Consider the following 16158-nt stretch of genomic DNA (forward strand, 5'->3'; position numbering starts at 1 on the left):
GCTTTATAGGCTGAGCCTGTGAACCTGGGGTTTGTTCTAGAAAGAGTGTGAGCATTTTGACGCTTAAGGTTTGGTTTTCATAAACGTCAGAGGTGTTTGTCCAGTTTGCTTTTTGAAAAATGCAATAAAAGCACTGTCTGACGAAAACTCCAGCCAATCGGCAGCTGCGCTGACTGGCATGCCCGTTGATAACAATTCAACTGCTTTTAAAAGCCTCCACTGTTGCCGCCAATCTTGATAATTCATTCCCGTTTCCGACTTAAATAATCGTGTTACCGTCTTGGTGCTTGCCCCAACTTTGCTTGCAAGAGTAGTAAGCGAAGGAGCTAGAAATGAAGGTTCAACCAACTCTCGACGAAACGTTGTTAAGAGCCGATGCGATGGCAAAGGCAACTGAAACGAATAACGTTTCGTAGCATAAAACTCCTCCCAAAAAAGCGCCGTCGTATTTACCATCTCGCTGCTAGGCTTATCCCACTCCCAAAATGACATTTTATCAATAAGAGCTTGGAGTAAATTATTCACTTCTATCATCGTGATCTTACTCGGACAGGCAAACTCCTCACAATCAAAATACAAAGATCGGTACGCCACCACATTCGTCATTAGTGCGCGATGCGGCGTATTAGGTGGGATCCAAACCGCCTTTGTCGGTGGCAAAATACAAATCGAGTCTTCCAGAGCAAAACTCATACAACCTTGAGGTGCGTACAATAACTGCCCTTTCTTGTGCATATGCATACCTGAGTCGTGCTTGCCAATATCCGCAGCAATTCCCACTACACAATTAGAAATTTTGTCTGCATCAAATTGTGTTTTTTCGTTAATAAGCGCCATTTTGTCCGAATGTTGATGTATTTGGTTTTTATGTTGTTATTAGATCAATCATAGCCTCATTTATACTGCCCGCCAACTTCATTAACGATGGGTAACAATATGAATACTAAGCCCTCTTTATGGCTCATGCTGGTTATGTTGATGTTTCCGCAAATTGTAGAAACTATTTATAGCCCAGCGCTGAGCTCAATCGCTCTTTCATTTGATGTAAACCACGCACAAGCAGCCCAAACATTGTCGATTTACTTCCTAGCTTTTGCCATTGGCGTTGTAGTTTGGGGAGTTCTCGCAGATAAACTGGGAAGAAGGCCCACCATGCTTATTGGGCTCTTTATCTATGGCTGCGCATCTTTACTCGCAACTCAAACCGAAAGCTTTGCTGTTGTCATGACCGCGCGAGCCCTAAGCGCATTTGGTATCGCGGTAGGATCCGTTGTCACACAGACCATGCTTCGTGACGCGTTTGACGGCCAAGAACTGAGTAAAGTCTTCAGCTTAGTGGGGATGGGCATATCAATCAGCCCGGTAGTTGGCATGCTATTAGGTGGGCAGCTTACAGCGTTCGGTGGATACCGTTATGTGTTTTTTGCCTTGTTTTTAATCGCGTTAGTATTACTCGCTTATAACGTTATTAAGCTTCCTGAAACACAGAAGGAACAGACACCAGTGCGGTTGCATCAACTTAGCTTGAAAATGCTAAGAGACACTCGAATTTGGCGCTCAGGATTACTGGTTGCTTTGTATAACATTGCTCTATTTTCTTATTACCAGCTTGGCGCATTTACTTTCTCAGCACTTGGGTATAACTCCGAACAATTTGGATACAGTGGCATGGTACTGGGGTTAGGCACTCTGCTTGGAAGTTATTTAAACAAATCCCTAGTGTCCAAAAATGTTCGAAAAAGCCAGCTACTTTGGTTCTCAGCAATATTGATTAGCGTTGGATCAGTCGGTGTGTTGATTCTGAACCAATCAATCTGGTTTGTTGCTCCAATGGTGTTAGTCGTCATGTCTTATGGGATTGCGATACCCAACATACTCAGTGATGCACTCGTTAATTATAAACAACAGGTTGGCAGCGCAGGCGCTTTATTTGGGCTCATGTACTACATCATGATCGGGACGGGATTAGCGATGGCTGGAACAGTACAAAACTTAGGTGTCGTTCTATTATCATGTAGCTGTTTAGCGATTTTATTAGCGTTTTCTAAAAGGCAAGTTCATACCAACTTGTGACCAGATACTACGCATTGCTTGCCTAATCTTCCGAAGATTGGTCTACATCTTTTCTAACGGTTAACTAAAACGTAAATAAAAAGCGCCTGTCGGCGCTTTAATTATCCATAGATCTTATTGCCATGTTGGCTCGCCAAACTCTTCACAACGTTGCTTGTCGTAATTTTCAATGCGCCCGCGTTTACCTACAAACTGAACCTGAACAACCATTCCAGCTTCAACATATTCACTGAAATAATCGCAAGAAACACGAAAACTAGTATCGCGTATCACAATTGGTACCCATTCATAGCCGCCGCTGCGTGGTAAGTAAGACTTGAAGGTAATGACCCCGTCATCTGAAACGTTGATTTCTTCATCATATTCATTCAACTTATAAAAACGTTGTCCATCAAACTCTGCCTTTGCTTTTTCAATTATTTCCTTCGTTGCTGTCGATTGCATCGGCGTATTTGACACCAGTTGACACCCAACAATAGATGTCAATACGGACAAAGCCAAAGCGAGTTTAGTTATTTTATTCATTTACCTAACCACTGTTGAATTATTCAACACTTACCACTTTAAAAGGAGGGAGACCATACTTTATTTTAAAGAAAATAAAAAGCGCCTTTCGGCGCTATTAATTATACATCCCTTACCCAAACGTCTTTGACGTCTTTCTTAAGAAGGTCAATCACACTCTGGTGAATAAAAACTAATCCAAAGTCTTCTTCTAGTTTAAATATTAATCGTTCTTCTAAGGGAATATTTTCTAATTTAGAGAAATCAAACTCCGTTGACTCGATGTCTAACCAGTTTAACTTGCCGTATTGTTTTTCTTTGTCCGTCAATTTATAAGTTTGATGGATGTAAGGCATTCGATAATCTTCGTAAACTTTAATTTGATCATCTGTTGGTTGGCTTGGAGAACAATCGACACGAGCGTCTAACCACTCTACTCCGTGTACGACCAGTTTCTCCACTTTTGACGCAATATCGCTGATGATAAATAACTTTGGAGAAAAGGTCATTTCAAGCAGTAAATCAGGCTCAATTGGCACTATTGGCTTAGGGCTTTGCTGGAATGGGAAGTCAGTCAAAGATTGTTTAGATAAAACTATGTAGTTAGTCATTATTATATTTACCTACTTACACTAGACTCGGGGCGTCTCTTCGGATGTATCAAATGAAAAGGCAACGATACTAGTGTTTATTTTACCCTCCTCATCTAAACGGACAAGCGCTTCAAACAACTCGATTGAGAAGAACGTTTTTGTCATTCCGACAGGTTTAAAAACATGCCTCTTGCTATCCGGAAGTTCCTTGATCTTTTCATCAGATAAGTAAAAACGAGTAGTTACGTCAGTCACTTTTATGCTTTTATCATAATCAACGACATCTACTAAGTTATCTACTGCTATTATGTAGCGCTCAGTTAACACTCCGTCTCCGGAACAGGTTAATTTTGCGGGATAAACTTCAACACCGTATGGGTCGAAACTCATAATTAGTTCAGCAATAGGCTTAGTGACATTAAAAGCACCGCCTCTGATTAAATCTAACGCTTCCATTTCATAGATATCATCATCTTTCCACACAATCTCACTTATACAAGAAGTGGGAGTGAAATCATTATCATCATAGAAAGACGACCGACTATCAACGGCTGTAAATAATGATTCACCCTCGTTAAAGTCTTCATTTATGTATGCTATTTCCATCTCAAACCTATAATTTACTAGCAACCTTTAGATAATTGAACTTAAGGGCTTTCTTATAAAAAAGTCCACTCCATATTTCTTCTATCTCCGGCCAAGTTGTATTTTTGTGTGTTCTTTGCTGACAATCTGAGCTTCTACAACCATTTCCTTTTGGAGAAAAGTCACCTCCTGTATTGTGAAGCAATATCGTAAATTCACTTATCATGTCACAAATTCTTTCCGAAAGATCATTCAGTTCTTTTCGATATACAGGAGGTGGCATTTCACAGTGTAGCTTTTCCAACGTCTCTAGCAATTCTTGCTTTACAAACTTATGATAGGCTTTAGAAGGATATGCTTTAATCTTATTTTTGTCTTTGTTCAGCATACTAGCCCTCTTCATTGGATTCCCTCCATTTAACATCGAGGTAGGCTCTGCATTAGAGTACACTTGTTCATCACTCTTAAGATTAAGTTTACTTACTGTATTTCTACCCGTATGACCGCTAGAATGCCAAGGCAATCGATACTTGCACGCAACCTTTTTAGCCGTACCTTTGTCACTGCTGGGAAGTATTACTATATTGTCTAAACTGTTCCAACTGTATTCTTTGTTTCGCATCTGTTCTGTTCGCTGAGTTGATAGCTTTTCGAACAAATTAAAGCTAATCAGATGATGTCCAGTAAGAGGACAATCACATTTTTCAGCTAATATATGATTGGCCTTTAGTAATGCTTCACCAGAAACATGTCGAGAAAAACCGTTATTGCTCATACTCATTTTTTCCTTCCTGGAAGGACACATTTTTTCTTATGTCGTTTATCGGCGATTGCCCGCTTACACACTCTACAACGAACTGTTTTAGTCCCTTTATCCTCATTTGCCTTCGCAGAACTCTTTCCTGACTGTGCAGACTCGCCAGTATTATGTTTTACTTTTGCTGGGTAAGTTTTCTCACTCTTACCTAAAATTCGAGCAAAAAGGTCATCAAACTCGCCCATCGCTTCTTTAAGCTTATCCGGTACCATCTTATCGATGATTTTTACCTCATCCGCTAACTTCAAGAAATACGTACCGAGCTCATCTGCACCCATTCTGTTTGCGTATGAAGCCAACTCCGTTGCCACTTCAATGCAAGGTTTTAGAACATCGCTAACAATCTGGCTGGTCTGTTTTGCATAATCCATCCAATCTAACGTGCGTAGGAATTTTTCTGGATCGCCTTTACCCATGCCTCTTAAAACAGCAAGCAAAGTATCTTTTGATGTTCCTTTACCGCCTTTTAACGCAATTTTACAAGTGCCTTTGACTGCACTACCAAATGTCGGGACACAACCGATAAGCGTTAATGAAAGAGCCAACCAGTTTTCCGATTTTTCACGTTCTTCTTCATTCAACAACGTCATAATGTTCGCTGATAAATCGCGGACATCTGCTGCTTGATCGACAACAGGGATCATGGTCAGGGCCGTATTGGCAATGATCTGTTCTACGGAGGCATCATCGTTAAAGTCACCAATAATGACGCCCCAAACCCAGCTTGCAGCACCAGACATTCTCTTCCACGCATTCTCCCAGAAACCGACTTCTCCACGCTTAGCTTCTTCAATAATTAGCTGCGCGTTCGCACTCGGATTAAAGTTGGGATTGGTCTCGGTTGGGACATTTGGCATAAAATCACGGCTGTCCTCGCCGTACTCTATAGCAAACTCCCCCGGAGCAACGCCACCAACCGATGCTTTACCGTTGTTGTCTAGTGTTCCTTCAAACACCGCGCCAGATTGATCTGTGAGAGTGTATGTTGCGCCTTGAACGGGTTCACCATCTGAGTATGAGAGATACAAATCAACCGTATACGTCCCTTCCTGCTCTTCAGTCACAGAAACCGATGGGTTTTGTGCCCCACCCAAACACATAGTGTTGGCTTTGTTCATGGTCATTTGATCGGACAGGCGACATACGCCCTTGCCTTCAAACTTGACTGTTGGTGAGGCTGAAATGAATTTTGCTTCGGCTTCTATCGTGCCAGAGGCAACGCCTTTTCTGTCACCGCCCGCATCGCCGGTACTTTTTGAGAACGTACTGCCCTTGATAGCGACACTGTTACCGCCATCCATAGAGACTGTCGTAGTCCCACCAGCAAGGTCTGCTGATTTAGCATTGTTGCCATAAGGGATAGGGACGACTGGCTTGCCGACCTTAGTTAAACAAACATCTGGGAGCGTTGCATTCGCTTCACCACCTGAGCCTTTATGAACTATCGAAAGTCCATTCGCACCAACTGTTACGCCCATAACCAATCCATTTGAATTTTATTGATTGAATGATAAAAGAGATCGCAAGCTGCAATCTCTCTAAATAACTAGTGAATTTCACTAAAAGACCAGTGATATTCACAATAAGCCCTAAAACTGGCAGAAGATCTCATTTTTAGATTTCTGGTTATCTATACACTTCAAGCAGTTGCTGAAATTTTAAGTCTATGACGATGTAGGTTGCCGCATACATAAGCGCAAACGTCATCGCACTAAGACTCAAGATCAGCTTGGGTGAAATTACCCTTTTCAACGGCTTCTTTAGATATTTAGCTTTAAGGTTGATTAAAGAAACTTTTTCTTGTTCTGCTAGGCGGTCATCTCGCACTAATCGATAAATGGTGCTGCCAATTTCCGCTAACTTTTCGTTGCCACGCTCTTCACGGCCGTACTTGCCTTGGAAACCAAGTTGAAGCAATAAATAGAGAAACTCTATAACGTGACGGTATTTGCGAGGGTCGGCTTTTAAGCGGTCGAGAATAACGAAAAACTTGTCACCACCAGATGTTTCGTTGTGGAATTCAGACAGTAAGCTGTTCTGGCTCCAGTGACTATTTGCCCCCCACTCTTGTCGACAAACAGATTCATCAATCGCTGCACACAAGCAGTAACGAATAACAAGAACCGAAGCACGATCGAGCTCCATTTCATTAAGTTTTCGTTCACCTTTTCGAATCTCACGTGCCACTTGTTCACGAAATGGCATCGGGTCATCAAGCCAAGGGATCGAAGACATACAAGACAGACTGGCGATCAACCATGAGAACTGGTCCACTAGCGGGTTAATACCCATGTTGTCGATAGATAGATCTTGTACTGCGATGTTTCTCGACAAGTCAGGCGCTGGCATTACCTCCATTGGTTTGCCAGGCTCTGGTTGGAATAAGACTACGGTGACGTCGGTTTCTGCGTAACTCATAGACGAACGGCCCAAAGTTGCAATGATAAGTTAGCGAAATCGCCCGCAACGTGAATCGCAATCGCAGCAGTGTTCTTCAATGCCATCCACTCTTCGCCCGTTTTATCGAGCTCGAAATAGGTGTAGCCAGCGTGATACGGCAGCGCGCGTGGCACAACTGGCATTGGTTTGATCTCAATCCCAGGCAGTTGAAGGTTAATCAAGTCACGTATGTTATCGATAGAACCGATCTTCGTTTGGCTGACAAACTGGGTATGCAGAACATCCAAGGTCACGTCGGCTTTAACTGCGAGGATAAAGGTTGTCGTATCAATGATCTTATTGTCAGGGATTGCTGCCGTTCTGATGCCATAGTTCTGATCTTTTAAGGTCAGTGGAATTGCTCTTTGCTCAGACATCACGCTCAATGTCATTTTCGCACTGTCTAGGACGCGAGAAAGACAGCTAGTAAGATCACCATGATTGTACTTCGTAAACTCAATAGGTCGGCGTGTCGTTGAGCACAGCGTCGAAAGCTCACCTTCTGCCTGAAGAAGAATTCGATACAAAGACTCAGGATGCACAGCTTCTGTGCTTGCGAAATGCCAAAACAAGGGTTCGTATCGGTTGAGCGCTTGTAATAGCATAAAGTCAGAAACCGATGATACGCCTTGTTGATCCACCACCCCTAATCGCTGGACTATCGATTCCGCGCGATGCTTCAACATAGAAGCAAACTCGGTCGCAAATTTACTCAGTACTGTCGACGCATGAATATCGATACAGGTAGGAATGAAACTATCATCTAAGATCACGCTGCCATCAGGCTTCACTTCTGAGATCTTTAAGATCGGAATAGACGTGTAAGCACTCTTATCTTCATGATCGTACATTAAGCAAAAGTTAAGCTTACCGACGACGATATTTGCCATGTCTTCCGAATCATAACAAGCGTCAACCGCTTCTTGAGATTCCATCGTATAGCGCGCACCGTCTTTTTTGGTACCAAATAACTCAGAACGTTCCGATGGTAACGGACAGCACAAATAAACGACTTTATCGGCAATCGAAGGATCTACATCTTTCACTTCAGGCAGCTCAGCAAGCAACGGAAGCTCAAATGGTGTCCGGTCTTGTAAAATACCTTCAGCACGAGTAATACCGATTTTACCCAGTGCTAGTAACTGAGAGTTGATTTCTAAACGTTTAATTCCCCAATGCAAAGGCGATGCATTGGCACTCAGTAGGCTCGATAGTTTACTTTGCGAACGATCGAGTTGTTGAAAATGCTGCGGCTTCATGAACATTCCATCTTGCCAAACAACTGGATTGTATAAAGACATGTTTCTATCCCTTAAAAGTAAACCTGTTCAATGCCGCGAGTGTTATCAGAAATTAACTCACTGCCCTCTAACTTGAGCTTGATGTAGTACTCGCTCTTCTCTTCAATAACTTCCACTTTTCGCCATGACGAACCATCAATATCACGAAAAGCCACTGAAAAACCGACGGCACGAGTGTCAGGGTCTAGCGTTAGCATTTCATGAACTTTTCCACCTGGCTGTATTTGATATTCGTAACGTTTGATGTACTCATCACCCAACGACGCTTTATCGCTCTCAAACAAGGCAAAGAAATCTAAGCTTCGGAACAATACTGGCGAACTTAATTCGTGAAGACGGAGAATAACTGGAGATGACTGGCCCCCATTTCTCACATTGAGTACAGGTGATGCCTCAATAACCAATTCAATCGACGAAGTTTCTGGTGTGATACCCGTGGACTCTTTAAATTGATCCCACATGGAACAACCGGACAACATGGCAAATCCGAGTAATACGGCGATACTACGCATGGTTTCCCTTAATCACTTTGTTATAGTTTTTCTTAATCAGCCCTTTTAAGGATGTTTCATTAAGCAGGCGACGATTATTAGTGTAGAAATCTAGGTATTCGGCCCACAGCTTTGACTTAGTTGAGAACAAAGACTGGCTAGCGACCCTGTTAGCAAATGCTACGGGATCGTTCGTTTCTGACTGTTCTAAAACGAGCTCATTCAGTGCTTTGTTAAACATAACTTGGTGATCGTTCAGCTCATCGAGCATTTGTTCAACCAGTTCATTTGGAGCCAGTAATTGCTGACTATTCAAAGTGAGCATTAGCTCTGCAATGTTCGAGTTAGCCTCACTCGCACTCTGCTCATCTTTTAACGATTCCACTTCGTGCAACTCTTTCTGTAGGTTATCAATACATAAACGCAAGCAAGTGCCCATTTGCTTGAATAACTGCGCCTCGTTTGTCATCAACTCTGGATTTCGAATACCCAAACCATCAAAAAACGCTTGCGCTATATCTTGAGAGCAAACGGCCGCATCAGTATCGACTTGTGCTTTCGTCGTAGTGTTTATCGCATGCTCTGCCGTAGGTATTTGAAGTTGCTGATTAGTGTTAGGAGAAGGCGTAAAAGATTGGGTCATCTCTTCCCATTTTGACCCTGTATTAGCCTGTTCTACGACCATCTCAGTAACATTATGCGTACGATGTTGTCTTTGAATCGTGCTATCTGGGGCTACCGTGCCAGGTTGCATCACCTCAGCTGAGGCAATATCGGCTCTATGTGCCTTACCGCTTTCTGGCGCTAATGCATCATTGACTGATGCGTTACTCTTGGTTTCCGCAGCCATCCAGTCTTCAGGGATGAGGCTTGGCTGATCGAATTCGGAATATATGCTGAAACTGTCATCGACCACCTGACGCGTGCTTTCCACGGTTCTAGGTTGTTCAGATTCTGTACGCTCATTATCACGAATTAAGTAATCGTCATCTCGCTGCATCGAAAAGTTAAGGTGAGCAACAGGATCATGACAATCAATGTCATCCTGTTTAGTCTCCATAAACAAATCTTCTAAGGCACCGACTTTTTCTTCCTCTTCGACAACCGCATCTCCTAGACTAACCAGAGGATCGCTAGATACTCGCTCAGGAGCAATATCAGCGGCGATGTCTAGTGTTGAGGTAACGTGCTCAAGAGAAACACCAATCTCATATTGCCCTAAAGAAATGATGTCGCCATCAACTATCGCAACGGGTTGATTTTTTAGTATTTTATTCCCATTTACCATTGTGCCGTTAGTTGATACGTCACTTATATAGTAGGTATCTCCATACACGCTGAGCAAACAATGAGTGCCCGATATAAAGCGGTTGTGATCGGCTAAAGACACGCTACAGCTTGGGGAACGACCTATCGAACCACCACTTTCAGGCATTTCAATATGCTTTGTACCGGTGTATTCCTCTGGACACTTTGAGATAAATAAAACTAGCTGATTTGAGTACATTTACGAACCTCAAAAGAGCAAAGAAACTGATAGTTCAAGCCCACCAATTCCATCATTTACAACCGGAAGGATATAAGAGGCCTGCGGGATAATTTGTATATGGGCGTCAGGATTACTGCCTAACTTTATAGCAGTACCAAGGGTCACAACCGCACCTAACTCAAACTGGTCGATGTCTTCAACACTCTCATAACGATAGCCCTCTTGGTCTACTTGCCAGCGATTAGAATATTGCGAGTAACCGACAGACAAGCCCGCACCAACATATGGCGTGAAAACACTCCAAGAAGTCAACGCATATTGAGGAACAACACGAAGTTCATAGTTCGTCGCTTCTTGATATAAGCCGTTTGCTGGCGCTTCAATATCTTCTGCTAGATAGTTTAGCCCTAACCACCAACGCCAACGGTTATTGTTTTCATCAATAGGACGAGTATGAACCAAGCCGAACCTAAGCGTATCCTGCTCACCACTTTTACCTTCATCGTATTTAATGCTATCGATAGTCAACATACTGGTAGAGAGTCCATATCGCTCCCCTTTTGCCATTGCAACAGAAGAAAATAGACACATGGCTGAAATCAGCCCAATTTGACTTGGTTTTAGCATTTCGTCCCTCTAGGAAAACCGATATTCTACTTAGAGGCGAAAGATATCAATTATATTCTCTTTTTCAATAAGCCTAAAAAAACACCTATAATTTAATACATTTCAACTATCAGGTTGGTTGTTTTACCTACAAACAAAAACTAAAGAACCGACTACAGATTAAGTGACGAGACAGTAAATCTTTCTATTTAAATAGAAGTAACAGAATTTGATTGCTAATTGGACAAAACGTAATCTCCGATAACAATTTAGTTACTTTTTAATCAACGTTCTCATCTTCATATATAAGTTTCTTCTTATAAATAGACTTAACTATTGATATTAATATTATGAACAAAGATCACACTAAAAGTAATTTAATTTCTTTTAATGAATTTTTATTATCTAATCCGCTTATTTTGTCTATAGAATTGCGACAGATGTGCACTGCTTATAATTTAATATAACAGTAGTGAAACCCTATATAACTTAATACTTCTATATGATCAGTTGGAACTTTCCTTATGTTTTTTACCGACTTCGCTCGAAGACCAATCGATGAAAATAACCCAAGCGGCTCTAATCCTAATGGTTCTGAGGATTTTGACGAAATTAAACGTCAAATAAACAACCTGAATAAAGTCACAGGGAGAGTCTCGTGGAAAACGGTTCAAACACTCTCAAAAAAGATCTTGAGTACCCAAGCGAAAGACCTACGTTGTTGCTGTTACTTTACCGTTGCGTCAACCTATAACGACGGCTTAAGAGGCCTTGTTGAAGGGTTAAACTCAATACTTGATGTGTGTGTCGTATATTGGTTCAACGCGTATCCAGAGCATTCAAAGTCAAAGGCACGAATGAGCGCTATTGAATGGATGGTAGAGCATACTGAAAAACGAATTAATAAGCATCGAGCGTTACCAGAAGAGCTTCCATTGATAGAGGCAGCACACCAATTATGCTTGAGGATTGAGGAAGAGCTTCGTCTTCATTACGGTATTGAAGCGCCGTCATTAGGTCGCATTCGCCGTATTTTGAATCAATGGATTGAGCAGATAAAAGAACAACAAATTGCGGCTGAGTTACGCGAGAAAAAACAAGCCAACACTAGCGCTCCTGCAGCAACGCAGAAGGCACCTGAAATTAAAGTGAATGTGTCTCCCTCTCCGGCACCGGTGTCATCACCCAACCTAAATAGCCAAGAGAAAGCATCACCGGCAAAGTCTGGTCGATTTATGATCTACTTCGTTATTGGTTTGATTGTTACTGCGATATGTTCACATTTCATGTACGAGCAACAACGTTATCGAACATTGGAGCAAAAAATTAATCAAGCTTCACTTAATGAACTTGTAAATTTGGTCGCCTCGTTAGATTACGAAAATAAAAAATATGCTCAGTCATTGAAAACGCAGACCATTAATCGTGTCGATATTATGATGAATAACTGGTTTTTAGACTCGGCAAAAGTAAGTAACGTCAGCGAGCTCGATAGCTTGACCAATGAATTAATCGCAATCTATCCGGATTCGTCTTCTGCACAGCAGCTACGTCAAAACTTTTTGACACAGAGCGCCCATTTAGAAGACCAATTTATGGATGTTTATAAGCGATTCTCAGACGCAAGAACGGTGTTTGCCAACGTAGCTAGACAGAATGTAGATAAGAACTCTGAAAAGGCGTACGAATACAGTAACTCGTTATTCCCGCTTTTAGGTCGTATTGAATACGCTGAAAAGTATTCACAGCAAAAGGAAATTGACCGCGCAACCCTTTTACTGAACATCTACCTATATAAATTGAGTCAGCTACAAGCTGAAAAAACTGACAATAAATAACAATACAATTAAAGAAGTTTTAGGCTTATGTTCAAACAAAAACTGTTTAGAAATCCAGTGGTGATTTCTACTATATTGATGTTTTTAGTGGCTGCAATTATCACCACTATTTATCTGCTTTTTCTTGACGAAATCGACCAACTTTATCTTTGGCTGACCCTTGGTGCTATCGCCATTGTTTACGTCACTTTTCAATTCACATTATGGTTGAAGAAAAAGAACAACGCTAAAGCTCAACATTTGGAAACCGAGGAAGAAGCACTTTCTATGGTTATCCAGCCTCTTCTTGCTAACTCAGGCAAGAAACCAATTTACCTGATGCTTGGTAATAAAGGGTCAGGGCGACGTCAATTTTTATTTAATTCTAGTGCAATTAAACCGATGGATCGCACTAGAACCGCTAAGAATGACTTTTTTGAATGGTACGAATCTGACAGCGCTGTATACATCAAACCAGACCAACGCTTAGTGTTCCAGGAAGTATCAAGCAGTGATGCTTCTTTATGGAATACGTTCATTGAAGAAGTTATTCATCATCGACCTAGAAAGCCATTTTCTGGGTGTCTATTCTTCACCGATTTCGAGTTCATGATCGTCTCTGAACCAGAACAAAAAGAGTACACCATTTCGTCGTTATTGGCGCGCTTGAGTACCATCAACTCTAAAACGTCTTCAGCATTGCCAATCTATTTGATTATGTCAAAGCTAGACAAGTTAGATGGCTTTAAAGAATACATGCACTTTAGCTCTCTCAAGACACGTGTTGAGTTCCTCTCTATCCCACTAAAAGAAGCCAAAGGTGTATTTGCAGAGTACTACCGCGATAGCTATCGAAATCTAGTGAGAGTGCTTGAAAGTAATGCGCTAGATGCATCCGCTAATTCAACGGACATTGATGAGAAACAAGCAATACTCGCTTTCCCTAAGCAGTTTGAGCTATGTCAGTCTGAAGTCAGCTATGTGCTTGAGCGTCTATGTGATGTTAACAACGGTGTCTATTCACTAGACATCCGTGAGATTTTCTTTAGTTCGAGTCTGCAAGGCGGTCGCAAGTACAATTTACTTGCAAAAAGTTGTAGTAATTACTTCAACTTACCTATTATCGCGTCAGAGCATACTCAGTTAACAGAAACGCCTTATTTCTCTCGCTTTCTGATTGATTCACAAATATTGCCGGAAAGCGACTTTGCGGGCGAAAACAAGACGTATCTTCGTCTAATTCAGAGACAAAGCCGTTTGGCAATACTCGGCTCTATTATCCTGCTTACTGGGGGCAGTTACTTCTTTTTCACGACATTAGACAGTAACTTACATGTGATGAATCAACTCTTGAGTATCGATGACAAATCACAAGTGGAGCAAGATGCAAGATTCGATGAGCTTTTAGCGAAGGCGACGAAAGCAATAGAGCCTTCTTATGGGGCGTGGCTTAAAGGTTCTAAGGCTTTGGATGAAGAGATATTACCACTCAACATTAGCCGTTTGGATCAAAGCACTCGCATCGCTTACGAAGCATTACTTAAGGACGTTGCTCAACAGTTGATACCTCTCATTGAGAAAGGTTACCGTCTACAACTGACACAAAATCAAAACACTTTTACACGCGCTTTACCTCTATTGAAGGGGTATCTAATGCTAAACGATCCAACAAAGCGTGATATCCGTTTTTTGCGTCATCAAACTCTCCAAATGATGAACGATTTAAGCAACCAAAGTGACGTCGTCAATCAGGCGATGCGCTATTTGGACGCTTACTTTCGCACGCAGTTTGATCCAATTGATATCAATATGGATCTTGTTCGCGCAACACGTCGCTCATTGCTAGCAAATTCGAATGTTGATCTCGTTTATGCAGGCATTTTAAACGAAGCAAATTCGATTGATTTAGGAACCCTAGATCTGCAACGAGCTGTGGGTTTTGAGTTTAGCAATGTATTCAACACACCAATAGATAGTGAACGCTTGATCGTAGATAAGATCTATACCTCCACTGGCTTTAGCACTTTTTATCGACCACGCGTGGACCTAATGTCACAACAAGTCATCAGTGACAACTGGGTTTTAGGTCTGTCACAACACGTTATTCCTACTAGTGAAGAACAAGAAGCCTTCAAAGAGGAAGTACGTAAAAAATATACTGACGACTACATCAGTAATTGGCGCAATGCGCTGAGTGAACTAAAAGTCCAGAACTATGACAATGTCGGCGATCTAACGAACGCGATAGACTTAATCTCGGGCCCTTCTTCACCAATGACAACCGTACTGAAACAGGTCTATGCCAACACACAATTTTCACCCGTTGGTGAAAAAAATTCTCTGATTTCAAAGCTAGACCCGAAACTCGTGGCAGCGGCAGACTCCGCATCAGACGCAGTAGAGGAAGTAGTTAAGCCTGATTACTTGTTGATGAAACGTGTTGAACAAGCTTTTCACTTATTAAACCAACTTCAGGTCAGTGAAACACCAAACTCCCCTACTCCTTGGGATGAGACCGTAGCTGCGTTAAGCCGTGTTCGCACATATATGAAAGACATAGCTGATGCACCTGACCCGCAAATGGCGGCGCTAGCGGCAGCTCAGCATCGAATGAACAGCAGTGAAGCTGACCCATTAATAAAACTTAAACAGATTGCCCAAAAATCACCGGAACCCGTTCGTAGCTGGTTGTTAGATGTGGTTCAACAAAGCTGGTCAGTCATGATTAAAGAGTCCGCTAAAGGCATTCAAACCCAATGGTACAGCGAGATTTACACCAAGTTTAAAGAGATAGGGCTAGGACGATACCCATTTGATCTAACAGCGACCGAGGAAATCTCAATTGAAGATTTTGAATTACTGTTTGCTTCAGGTGGCTTGTTAGACACATTTATTCAGAAAAATTTTGCACCGTTCTACGATACCAATTTGTGGACGCCAAAACAGGTGGATGGCGAGACGATGCCAATCTCTCCGGCTCTGTTAGTGCAACTGCGTAACTATAACGTTATTCGAGACACATTAATTAATAAAAGCACTAACCGCGTTCATATTCCGTTTAGTGCAAGAGTCCTCGATCTTGATTCTAGTGCGATTAGAGCGAGCTTAAAAATTGCAGATACCAATGTAAGTTACTACCACGGTCCAAGCCGCATTCGTGAAATGGCATGGCCACCGCAAAATGGTGACTTCAATATTAGTATCACACTCCAGGATGTAACCGATGAAGGCAGACAGCACGTTTTAAATAAGAGTGGTCAATGGGCGATATACAGATTGCTAGGTGACTCGACCTTGACAAACACTCATAACGGCAGCTTTGTCAGTGACATAAAAGTGTCAGGGAGGGACTTGAGCTTACGCATCACTCCGTTGACACAGAAAAACCCATTCACTCTTGCTGAGCTGTATAACTTTACGCTCCCTGAGTCGATTTAATAACA

The 16158-nt window shown here is 42.0% G+C and carries 14 protein-coding genes; 3 read left to right on the forward strand and 11 right to left on the reverse strand.

What is annotated here, in order from left to right; translation table 11 throughout:
- Nucleotides 1-63 precede the first annotated feature (63 nt).
- Entirely contained in the window at nt 64-837 is a 774-nt protein-coding gene (locus tag R7P64_RS07705) for an AraC family transcriptional regulator (RefSeq protein ID WP_176311479.1), read from the reverse strand.
- A gap of 99 nt (nt 838-936) precedes the next feature.
- Between R7P64_RS07705 and R7P64_RS07710 the strand changes: the two genes are divergently transcribed.
- Nucleotides 937-2073 (forward strand): multidrug effflux MFS transporter, encoded by a 1137-nt coding sequence (locus R7P64_RS07710; protein WP_176311478.1) that lies wholly within the window; start codon nt 937-939, stop codon nt 2071-2073.
- A gap of 114 nt (nt 2074-2187) precedes the next feature.
- Here the strand turns inward: R7P64_RS07710 and R7P64_RS07715 are convergent, their stop codons facing one another.
- The 10 genes from R7P64_RS07715 to R7P64_RS07760 form a co-directional block, all read right to left on the reverse strand.
- Nucleotides 2188-2598, reverse strand: coding sequence for a hypothetical protein (locus tag R7P64_RS07715; RefSeq protein ID WP_033906420.1), 411 nt, complete (start codon nt 2596-2598; stop codon nt 2188-2190).
- A gap of 101 nt (nt 2599-2699) precedes the next feature.
- Nucleotides 2700-3188: a hypothetical protein gene (locus R7P64_RS07720; RefSeq protein ID WP_033906419.1), complete on the reverse strand. Its 489-nt coding sequence runs from the start codon at nt 3186-3188 to the stop codon at nt 2700-2702.
- Nucleotides 3189-3209: 21 nt separating this feature from the next.
- A complete protein-coding gene (locus tag R7P64_RS07725) occupies nt 3210-3776 on the reverse strand; it encodes an imm11 family protein (RefSeq protein ID WP_047008198.1) in 567 nt (188 codons plus the stop codon).
- A gap of 7 nt (nt 3777-3783) precedes the next feature.
- On the reverse strand, nt 3784-4530 hold the full coding sequence (locus tag R7P64_RS07730; protein ID WP_226083226.1) for an AHH domain-containing protein: 747 nt from the start codon (nt 4528-4530) through the stop codon (nt 3784-3786).
- Between the two features lie 2 nt (nt 4531-4532).
- Nucleotides 4533-6050 carry a PAAR-like domain-containing protein gene (locus R7P64_RS07735; protein ID WP_318123340.1) on the reverse strand — a complete coding sequence of 506 codons (1518 nt, stop codon included), beginning with the start codon at nt 6048-6050 and terminating at the stop codon, nt 4533-4535.
- Between the two features lie 148 nt (nt 6051-6198).
- Nucleotides 6199-6990, reverse strand: a complete 792-nt coding sequence (gene icmH / locus R7P64_RS07740) for a type IVB secretion system protein IcmH/DotU (RefSeq protein WP_025767903.1) — start codon at nt 6988-6990, stop codon at nt 6199-6201.
- Nucleotides 6987-8312 carry a type VI secretion system baseplate subunit TssK gene (gene tssK, locus R7P64_RS07745; RefSeq protein ID WP_005373357.1) on the reverse strand — a complete coding sequence of 442 codons (1326 nt, stop codon included), beginning with the start codon at nt 8310-8312 and terminating at the stop codon, nt 6987-6989. The genes icmH and tssK overlap by 4 nt, the downstream gene beginning before the upstream one ends.
- 11 nt (nt 8313-8323) lie before the next feature.
- Nucleotides 8324-8824: a type VI secretion system lipoprotein TssJ gene (tssJ, locus tag R7P64_RS07750; protein ID WP_005386118.1), complete on the reverse strand. Its 501-nt coding sequence runs from the start codon at nt 8822-8824 to the stop codon at nt 8324-8326.
- The gene (locus tag R7P64_RS07755; RefSeq protein WP_262658262.1) at nt 8817-10310 is read right to left on the reverse strand and encodes a type VI secretion system-associated FHA domain protein; all 1494 of its coding nucleotides are present in this window, start codon (nt 10308-10310) and stop codon (nt 8817-8819) included. Before R7P64_RS07755 ends, tssJ begins: the two co-directional genes overlap by 8 nt.
- Before the next feature lie 9 nt (nt 10311-10319).
- Nucleotides 10320-10919: a hypothetical protein gene (locus R7P64_RS07760; protein ID WP_017633753.1), complete on the reverse strand. Its 600-nt coding sequence runs from the start codon at nt 10917-10919 to the stop codon at nt 10320-10322.
- A gap of 503 nt (nt 10920-11422) precedes the next feature.
- Here R7P64_RS07760 and R7P64_RS07765 point away from each other — a divergent pair.
- Together R7P64_RS07765 and tssM are read left to right on the forward strand one after the other, a co-directional pair.
- Nucleotides 11423-12736, forward strand: coding sequence for a type VI secretion system ImpA family N-terminal domain-containing protein (locus tag R7P64_RS07765; RefSeq protein ID WP_213897868.1), 1314 nt, complete (start codon nt 11423-11425; stop codon nt 12734-12736).
- A 27-nt stretch (nt 12737-12763) separates the two neighbouring features.
- On the forward strand, nt 12764-16153 hold the full coding sequence (gene tssM, locus R7P64_RS07770; RefSeq protein ID WP_318123342.1) for a type VI secretion system membrane subunit TssM: 3390 nt from the start codon (nt 12764-12766) through the stop codon (nt 16151-16153).
- The last annotated feature ends 5 nt before the right edge of the window (nt 16154-16158 follow it).

Origin of the sequence: Vibrio sp. 2304 (genome assembly GCF_033339475.1) — a bacterium.
Classification (GTDB): domain Bacteria; phylum Pseudomonadota; class Gammaproteobacteria; order Enterobacterales; family Vibrionaceae; genus Vibrio; species Vibrio alginolyticus.